This window comes from Actinomyces polynesiensis, assembly GCF_000820725.1.
GTDB lineage: Bacteria > Actinomycetota > Actinomycetes > Actinomycetales > Actinomycetaceae > Pauljensenia > Pauljensenia polynesiensis.
In genome coordinates this window covers 1-8,008 of the sequence record NZ_CCXH01000143.1, presented here as the reverse complement: position 1 = coordinate 8,008, position 8,008 = coordinate 1, and the positions used below count along the sequence as shown (strand labels likewise).

Sequence of the window (8,008 nt, the reverse complement as noted above, 5' to 3'; positions counted from 1 at the left end):
CGCGCGTCCTGAGGACACGCCCCGCGGCGCGGGGCCTCCCCGGGAGCCGCGTCGCTGCCGGGGGAACTGACCCTGCAGCGACCGCACGGACTCACCCGGCGTCGGGCCGTCGGGACCACTGGCCGGGGCCCGGGGCAGTCGGTGGTGCGGCTGCCGGGACAGTGGGGGCCAGCGGGTAGCATGGGCGGGTCAGGACCCCGGGGGGGACCCGTGTCCACACCCGCGCCCGGTACGTGCGGGACCCCGGTGGCAATCGGTGCGTGAGCACCACGGATGGAGGAGCACACCTGTGCCATCAATTGACGTGACCATCGACGGCGAACCCCGCCAGCTCGCGGAGGGCACGACCGGCACGCAGTGGTACGCCGACCGACGTGAGGTCGTCGCCATGGTCGTGGACGGGACGCCGAGGGACCTGGAGACCCCTCTCACGGCAGGGGCCGAGGTCACGGCCATCACCATCGACTCACCGGCTGGCCTCGAGATCCTCCGCCACTCCACCACCCACGTCCTGGCCCAGGCCGTCCAGCAGGTGTTCCCCGACGTGAACCTCGGCATCGGCCCCTACATCACCGACGGCTTCTACTACGACTTCGGCAACATCGACCCCGTCACCCCCGAGCTGATGCGGGACCTCGAGAAGCGCATGAAGCGCATCGTCAAGGAGGGCCAGACCTTCCGCCGCCGCGTCGTCAGCGAGGAGGAGGCCCGCGCCGAACTCGCGGACCAGCCCTTCAAGCTCGAGCTCGTGGAGACCAAGGGCTCCGGTGCCGATGACGGCTCCTCCGTCGAGGTCGGGCACGGCGAGCTGACGATCTACGACAACGTCCGCCGCGACGGAACCGTCGCGTGGAAGGACCTCTGCCGGGGCCCCCACCTGCCCTCCACGCGTCTGATCGGCAACGGGTTCGCACTCACCAAGTCCTCCGCCGCGTACTGGCGCGGTGACCAGTCCCGCGACGCCCTCCAGCGGATCTACGGCACCGCCTGGGCCACGAAGGAGGACCTCCTCGCCTACCAGGAGCGCATCAGGGAGGCCGAGAGGCGCGACCACCGCCGCCCCGGTGCGGAGCTCGACCTCTACTCCTTCCCCGAGGAGGTGGGACCCGGCCTCGTCCTCTTCCACCCCAAGGGGGGCATCCTGCGCCACGTCATCGAGGAGTACGTCGTCCAGCGGCACCTGGAGGCCGGCTTCGACTTCGTCCACACCCCCGAGATCACCAAGGGCGGCGTGTTCCACAAGTCGGGCCACCTGCCCTACTACGCGGACACGATGTTCCCGCCGATGTCCGTGGACGAGGAGCGCGACGCGGAGGGCCACGTCACCCGGGCCGGCCAGGAGTACTACCTCAAGGCCATGAACTGCCCGATGCACAACCTGATCTTCGCCAGCCGCGGGCGTTCCTACCGTGAGCTGCCGCTGCGCTTCTTCGAGATGGGCCACGACTACCGCTACGAGAAGTCGGGCGTGGTCCACGGCCTGACCCGCATGCGCGGGTTCACCCAGGACGACTCCCACACCTACTGCACCCCCGAGCAGGCCGAGGACGAGATCAAGATGCTCCTCGACTTCTTCCTGGGCATCCTGCGTGACTTCGGGCTCACCGAGTTCTACCTGGAGCTGTCCACCCGCGACGAGTCGGGGAAGAAGAAGGACAAGTTCATCGGGTCCGACGAGGAGTGGGCCGAGGCCACGCGGATCCTGGAGGAGGCCTGCGCCTCCACCGGTCTGGACCTGGTCCCCGACCCGGGCGGGGCCGCCTTCTACGGCCCGAAGGTCTCCGTGCAGGTCAAGGACGCCATCGGACGCACCTGGCAGATGTCGACCGTGCAGTACGACTTCAACCAGCCGCGCGGCTTCGACCTGCAGTACACGGCCGCCGACGGCTCCCACCAGCGTCCCGTCATGATCCACTCCGCCAAGCTCGGTTCCGTGGAGCGCTTCATCGGCGTCCTCGTCGAGCACTACGCCGGTGCGTTCCCCGCCTGGCTCGCCCCGGTGCAGGTCCGCCTGGTGCCGGTGGCGGAGGCCTTCGACGGATACGTCGACGGGGTCGCGGCGCAACTGAGGGCCCGGGGCGTGCGCGTCGAGGTCGACCACTCCGACGACCGCTTCGGCAAGAAGATCCGCAACGCCGCGAAGGAGAAGGTGCCCTACACCCTCATCGCGGGTGGCGAGGACGAGGCGGCGGGCGCGGTCTCCTTCCGCTTCCGCGACGGCTCCCAGGAGAACGGGGTGCCGGTCGAGGAGGCGGTGGAACGGATCTGCGCGCACATCCGTGACCGCGTGAACACCGACGCGTTGTGAGGCGCGGACATGGACGGTGAGGAACGCATCGAGGACGCGCGCACCCTGGCGGGCGTCCCCGACGGATTCGACCGCTTCTGGACCCCCTACCGGATGGCCTACATCAACGGGGACCACAAGCCCGCCGACTCCTCGGCCGTGGACTGCCCGTTCTGCGAGGCCCCGGCGCGCAGCGACGAGGAGGCACTCATCGTCCACAGGGGGCGGACGTGCTTCGTCCTCATGAACCTCTTCCCCTACAACTCCGGCCACATGCTCGTGTGCCCCTACCGCCACGTCAGTGACTACACGGACCTGACGGTGGAGGAGCGCGACGAGCTCGGGGCGCTCACCGCCACCGCCATGCGGGTGGAACGCGCCACGGCCCACCCCCACGGCTTCAACCTGGGCATGAACCAGGGAGCGGTGGCGGGGGCGGGGATCGCCGCCCACCTCCACCAGCACGTCGTGCCCCGATGGGCGGGGGACGCGAACTTCCTGCCCATCGTCGCCCGTACCAAGGCCATCCCCGAACTCCTCGAGGACGCCCGCGCCAGGCTCGCCGCGGCGTGGCCCGACGGGGACGCGTCCGAATCCGGGGCCGCAACGGCGGCCCCCCGTCCCCAGGAGGACTGATGCTCGGCAACCACGGGCGTTCCATCACCCGCACGATCTTCACCCCCTTCGCACGGGTGCTCGCCGCCCTGCACGTCACCCCCGACATGGTGACGGTCACGGGCACGCTGCTCACCATCGGCATCTCGGTGGGTGTCCTGGCGCGGGGGCACCTCGCCATCGGCGGCATCCTGCTGGGGATCGTGCTCTTCTGCGACTCTGTCGACGGCGTCCTGGCACGCATGACGGGACAGGAGTCGCAGTTCGGGGCGTTCCTGGACTCGACGCTGGACCGTCTCGGTGACGGTGCCGTGTTCGGGGCCCTCCTCGCCTGGGCCGCGCTCGGCATGGAGGCGGGGCCGGTGCGCACCGTCAGCGTCATCGCCGGCACCATCGCCATGGTCGGGGTGGGGACCGTCCCCTACGCCCGGGCGCGTGCCGAGACGGTCGGTGTCATCGCGAAGGTCGGCATCGCCGAACGCACGGACCGGCTGATCGTGGCCCTCGCCTGTGCCGCGGTCACCCAGTGGGGGTTGCCGCAGTGGATGTACGCCGTGGGACTGTGCTGGGTGGCCTTCGCCTCCCTGGTCACCGTCGTCCAGCGCATCGTCTTCACCCGACGGGCCCTCGCGCGGTGAGCGGCCGGCTCACCGCATCCCTCTACCTCGCCGCGTGGAGGGTCGCCCCCCGGCTCCCCATCGGCGTCGTCAGGGGATTCTCGGGCCTGGTCGCGGACGTCGCGTGGCTGTCCAGGGGCAGGCAGGTGCGCCGCCTGGAGGACAACCACGCGCGGCTCCTGGGACGCCGCCCCACCCGGTCGGAGGCACGGGCCGCCGTCCGCTCCCACATGCGCAACTACGCCGAGCAGTTCGCCCTGGGCGGCTTCACCCACGAGCAGATCGCCTCGGTCCTGCGCATGGACCCCCCGGACCTGCTGCGCACGCTCGGTGCGGACGGGCCCGTGGTGCTGGCACTGACGCATTCGGGCAACTGGGACCTGGGGGGCGCGGACGTCGCGCAGAACGTCATGCCCATCCTCACGGTCGCCGAGCGCCTGGACCCCCCCGAACTCTTCGACGCCTTCGTCACGTTCCGCGAGGGCCTGGGGATGGAGATCATCGGGGCTGGCAGGGGGGAGTCCGTCTTCCCGCAACTCGTGGAGCGCGCCCGTGGACGCAGTGTCGTCGTGCCCCTGCTGGCCGACAGGGACGTCACGGGCGCCGGGATCGAGGTCGACCTGTGCGGTCACCGCGCACTCGTGGCCGCAGGGCCCGCGGCCCTCGCGCAGAGGCTCGGACGACCCCTGGTGACCGGAGTGCTCCACTACGTCGACGAACCCGGGGGAGCGACCCTCGCCCTCGAGCTCAGGGGACCCGTCCCCGCACCCGGCCCCACGGCCACCCACACGGGTGTGGAGACCCACACCCAGGCCTGGGTGGATGCCGTCGCTCCCCTCATGCGTGAGTACGTGCGAGACTGGCACATGATGCAACCCGTCTTCGTCGAGGACCTCGACCCTGAGCGACTCGCGAGGGCCCGGGAGCGGCACCGGCGCAAGGAGCAGGAGGAGGCGGAACGCCCATGAGGATCGGGATCGTCAACCCGTACTCCTGGGATGTGCCCGGCGGTGTCCAGTACCACGTGCGGGACCTCGCCGGTGAACTGATCCGTCGCGGACACGAGGTCTCGGTGCTGACCCCGTCCTCGAAGTCGGTCCTCCCCGACTTCGCGGTCTCGGTGGGCCCCGCGGTGCCCATCCCCTTCAACGGTTCGGTCGCACGCCTCTCCTTCGGACCCGTCGTGTCCGCCCGCACCCGCCGTTGGCTCGAGGAGGGCGCCTTCGACGTCCTGCACGTCCACGAGCCGACCGTGCCCTCGATCTCCATGCTCGCGGTCATGAACTCCGAGTCCCCCACGGTGGGGACCTTCCACTCGGCGATGGAGCGCTCCTACGCGCGCGAGGCGACGGCGGGTGTGGTGCGTCCGCTGATGGAGCGCCTCTCCGCGAGGATCGCCGTCTCGGAGGAGGCCCGACGCACCCTGGTGGAGCACCACGGAGGGGATGCCGTCATCATCCCCAACGGGGTGGAGACCTCGTCCTTCCGCAGCGCCTCACCACTCCCGCGCTGGGAGCAGACACCGCAGCGTCCCGTCATCACCTTCCTCGGGCGTCTCGACGAACCGCGGAAGGGCCTGCCCGTGTTCGCCCGCGCCGTGCCACGGGTGCTGGAGGCACACCCGGGAGCCCGTTTCCTCATTGCAGGACGGGGGAGCGCGGAGGAGGAACGCGAGGCCCTGGGGTCGCTCGGGGACTCGGTGGAGTTCCTCGGGGAGATCACCGACTCCGAGAAGGAGTCGCTCCTGCGCGGGGCGACGGTCTACGTGGCGCCGCAGACGGGCGGTGAGTCCTTCGGGATCGTCCTCGTGGAGGCCATGTCCGCGGGGTGCGCGGTGGTCGCCTCCGACCTCGAGGCGTTCCGGGCCGTCCTCGCCGACGGCCGCGCCGGAATCCTGTTCCCCAACGGTGACTCCGCGGCCCTGGCGGGGGCCCTCATCTCCGCACTCGACGACCGGGAGGGGCTCGCGCGCATCGCCCGTGACGGGGAGCGGGCCTCCGCCCAGTACGACTGGGGGGTCGTCACGGAGCGCATCCTCGCGGTCTACCAGACCGTCGTCGGTGCCTCGCCCTCGCGCGAGGTACGCGCCCCGACGGCCCTGTCCCTGCTGCGCGGGCGCCTCAGGAACGAGGACGCATGAACGGTGGCTGGTGGACGGTCCTCACCGTCGTGGTCGTCGTGGTGCTGGTCGCCTGCTGGTACTCGGTGCAGTTGGCCAAACGCCTGGACCGCCTGCACTGGAGGCTGCTGTCCACGCGGGACGCCCTCGACCGGCTCACGGTGCGCCGGGCCTCCGAGGCCCGGCTCATCGCCTCCTCCGGTCTGCTGCGGGCAGGTGACGCGGAGCCCGTGGACCGGACGGCACTGGCCTGCCTGACGGGTGAGGAGGCTCTCTTCGTCATGGACGACCTCGACCGCCGCCGCGACGGCCTCCACGACGGGGTCGTCGACGAGCACGCGGTGGCCGAGCGCAATGAGCGGGAGTCCGCCCTCACCCGGGCACTCCGTGGGGCACTCACGCCCCCCGTCCGTGACACGATCCGGCAGGACCCCCGGGGGAGGGAGCTCCTGGACTCCCTCGACATGGCGTGCTACCGGGTCGAACTCGCCCGCTCGATGCACAACCTCGACGTCACGCAGGTGCGGCACCTCCGCGAGAACCCGTGGGTGAGGGTCCTGCACCTCTACGGACGGGCGCCGGTCCCGGCCACCATCGACTTCGACGACGCGATCTCGTCCGCGTCTGCCTGAGAGGACACCATGGCCGAGCAGGACGACCACTGGGGCGGGCCCGGGGAGGACTACCGCCTGGGCAGGATCACGGCGTCGGGCGGCGGGGCCGCCCGGGCGGTGTCCGACCCACCGGCCACCGGCGCACCCGCACCGGGGACCGCCGCCCCCGTCTGGCAGGTGCCGCGCAGGCACCGCTCGGTGCCCTGGTTCGAGGTGGTCTTCATCAGCCTGGGCCTCCTGGGCGTCGCCGCGTTGGCGCTGCGCTACGTGGTCGTGGGCGGTGTGGCCAACACGCTCCTCATGTCGGTGCTGGCGCTCTTCCCGCTGCTGTTCGTCCTGGCACTGCTCCACCACATCGACCGGTGGGAGCCCGAGCCGATCGGTCCCCGGCTGGTCGTGCTGCTGTGGGGCGCCGGGGTGGCGACGCTGGCCGCGTCCATCGTGAACACGGCGATGCTCACCAATGTTGCCATGGTCACGGGTGACTACCGCAGCTCGATGACCGTCGTGTCGGTGTTCGTCGCACCGTTCGTGGAGGAGTGCCTCAAGGGCATCGGCGTCGTCCTCATCATCCTGTGGCGGCGCACGAGCATCAACTCGCCCCTGGACGGCATCGTCTACGCCGGCTACGCGGGTGCGGGCTTCGCCTTCGTGGAGAACATCCAGTACTTCCTCGAGGCCGGCCAGTCGGGCAGCACCTCCTTCGGGGCGGTCGTGTTCATGCGCGGCGTCCTCAGCCCCTTCGTCCACCCGATGGCCACCTCCTTCACGGGCCTGGCCCTCGCCTGGGCCGTCGTGCGCATGCGTTCGCGGTGGGCCTGGGTGTGGATGGGTCCACTCGGATGGCTGGTGGCGGCCGCGGTCCACGGGAGTTGGAACCTCCTGGCGAGCACCGCGGGGATGGGGTGGATCGGCTGGTACCTCGCGGTGGAGTTCCCCCTCTTCGCCTGCTGGATGACGGGCCTCCTCCTCGCGGCCCGCCGGGAGGCCGCCACGATCGCCCGCGGCCTGGAACCCTACGTGCGCACCGGGTGGCTGCTGCCGGCAGAGGTGACGATGGTGGTGGACCGCAGCGCCCGCCGCAATGCGCGCCGCTGGGCGCGCACGGGTGGTCGCGCCTCCGCCCGGGCGATGCGGACCTTCCAGGCGAATGCCGCCGGGTTGGGGCTCGACCAGGTGATCATGTCCCGCGTGGGACGACAGGAGGACCGGGTCAACCACGACCGCGCCCTCCTGGAGGAACTCGGCCGTGCGCGCGGGGAGTTCCTCCGTGCCACACGCTCGGCCCGGGAACAGGCGGGAATGACACGGTGACGGACCTCGGACCTGAATGGGTGCCCGATGCGGAGGGGGTCCCGCACCGCGAGGCGGGGAGGGTGGTGCTCTTCGACGCGGACGGCAGGCTCCTCCTGGCCATCGGCCACGACCTGCACCAACCGGAACGTCACTGGTGGTTCACCATCGGGGGCGGCCTGGAACGCGGGGAGAGCCCGCAGGAGGGGGCCGTTCGCGAACTCCGGGAGGAGACCGGCATCCTCCTCGCCCCCTCCGAGCTGGTGGGTCCCGTCCTCTACCGCCGCGCCGAGTTCGACTTCCTCAACGTCACCGCCCGACAGGACGAGTGGTTCTTCGTGGCCCACACCACGGTCGTCGCCCTCGACCACGAGGGCTGGACAAACCTCGAACGGGAGGTCGTCGACGGGCAGAGGTGGTGGGACCTCGACGACCTGGAGCGGGAGTCCTCCACTCGAGGTCT

At 71.0% G+C, this 8,008-nt stretch carries 8 protein-coding genes; all 8 read left to right on the top strand.

The genetic code is table 11. The features are described 5' to 3' along the window. Window positions 1–289 precede the first annotated feature (289 nt). Complete coding sequence (gene thrS, locus TA90_RS06535) at window positions 290–2,308, top strand: threonine--tRNA ligase (RefSeq protein WP_043535256.1); 2,019 nt, start codon at window positions 290–292, stop codon at window positions 2,306–2,308. A 9-nt stretch (window positions 2,309–2,317) separates the two neighbouring features. After that, the gene (locus TA90_RS06530) at window positions 2,318–2,923 is read left to right on the top strand and encodes an HIT family protein (protein WP_052450593.1); all 606 of its coding nucleotides are present in this window, start codon (window positions 2,318–2,320) and stop codon (window positions 2,921–2,923) included. Beyond that, complete coding sequence (gene pgsA / locus TA90_RS06525) at window positions 2,923–3,540, top strand: phosphatidylinositol phosphate synthase (RefSeq protein WP_043535255.1); 618 nt, start codon at window positions 2,923–2,925, stop codon at window positions 3,538–3,540. The genes TA90_RS06530 and pgsA overlap by 1 nt, the downstream gene beginning before the upstream one ends. Beyond that, a complete protein-coding gene (locus TA90_RS06520) occupies window positions 3,537–4,487 on the top strand; it encodes a phosphatidylinositol mannoside acyltransferase (protein ID WP_043535254.1) in 951 nt (316 codons plus the stop codon). Before pgsA ends, TA90_RS06520 begins: the two co-directional genes overlap by 4 nt. Continuing rightward, on the top strand, window positions 4,484–5,659 hold the full coding sequence (locus TA90_RS06515) for a glycosyltransferase family 4 protein (protein WP_043535253.1): 1,176 nt from the start codon (window positions 4,484–4,486) through the stop codon (window positions 5,657–5,659). The genes TA90_RS06520 and TA90_RS06515 overlap by 4 nt, the downstream gene beginning before the upstream one ends. Then, window positions 5,656–6,270 carry a hypothetical protein gene (locus TA90_RS06510; protein WP_043535252.1) on the top strand — a complete coding sequence of 205 codons (615 nt, stop codon included), beginning with the start codon at window positions 5,656–5,658 and terminating at the stop codon, window positions 6,268–6,270. Before TA90_RS06515 ends, TA90_RS06510 begins: the two co-directional genes overlap by 4 nt. 9 nt (window positions 6,271–6,279) lie before the next feature. Continuing rightward, a complete protein-coding gene (locus tag TA90_RS15515) occupies window positions 6,280–7,566 on the top strand; it encodes a PrsW family intramembrane metalloprotease (protein WP_043535251.1) in 1,287 nt (428 codons plus the stop codon). After that, the coding region (locus TA90_RS15510; RefSeq protein WP_043535257.1) for an NUDIX hydrolase at window positions 7,563–8,008 on the top strand (446 nt) is incomplete at its 3' end. The genes TA90_RS15515 and TA90_RS15510, both read left to right, overlap by 4 nt.

Bases quoted from the DNA above. Each gene is read 5' to 3' on its own strand.
- TA90_RS06530 (WP_052450593.1), top strand. From the start codon at position 2,318: ATGGACGGTGAGGAACGCATCGAGGACGCGCGCACCCTGGCGGGCGTC.
- pgsA (WP_043535255.1), top strand. From the start codon at position 2,923: ATGCTCGGCAACCACGGGCGTTCCATCACCCGCACGATCTTCACCCCC.
- TA90_RS06515 (WP_043535253.1), top strand. From the start codon at position 4,484: ATGAGGATCGGGATCGTCAACCCGTACTCCTGGGATGTGCCCGGCGGT.
- TA90_RS06510 (WP_043535252.1), top strand. From the start codon at position 5,656: ATGAACGGTGGCTGGTGGACGGTCCTCACCGTCGTGGTCGTCGTGGTG.
- TA90_RS15515 (WP_043535251.1), top strand. From the start codon at position 6,280: ATGGCCGAGCAGGACGACCACTGGGGCGGGCCCGGGGAGGACTACCGC.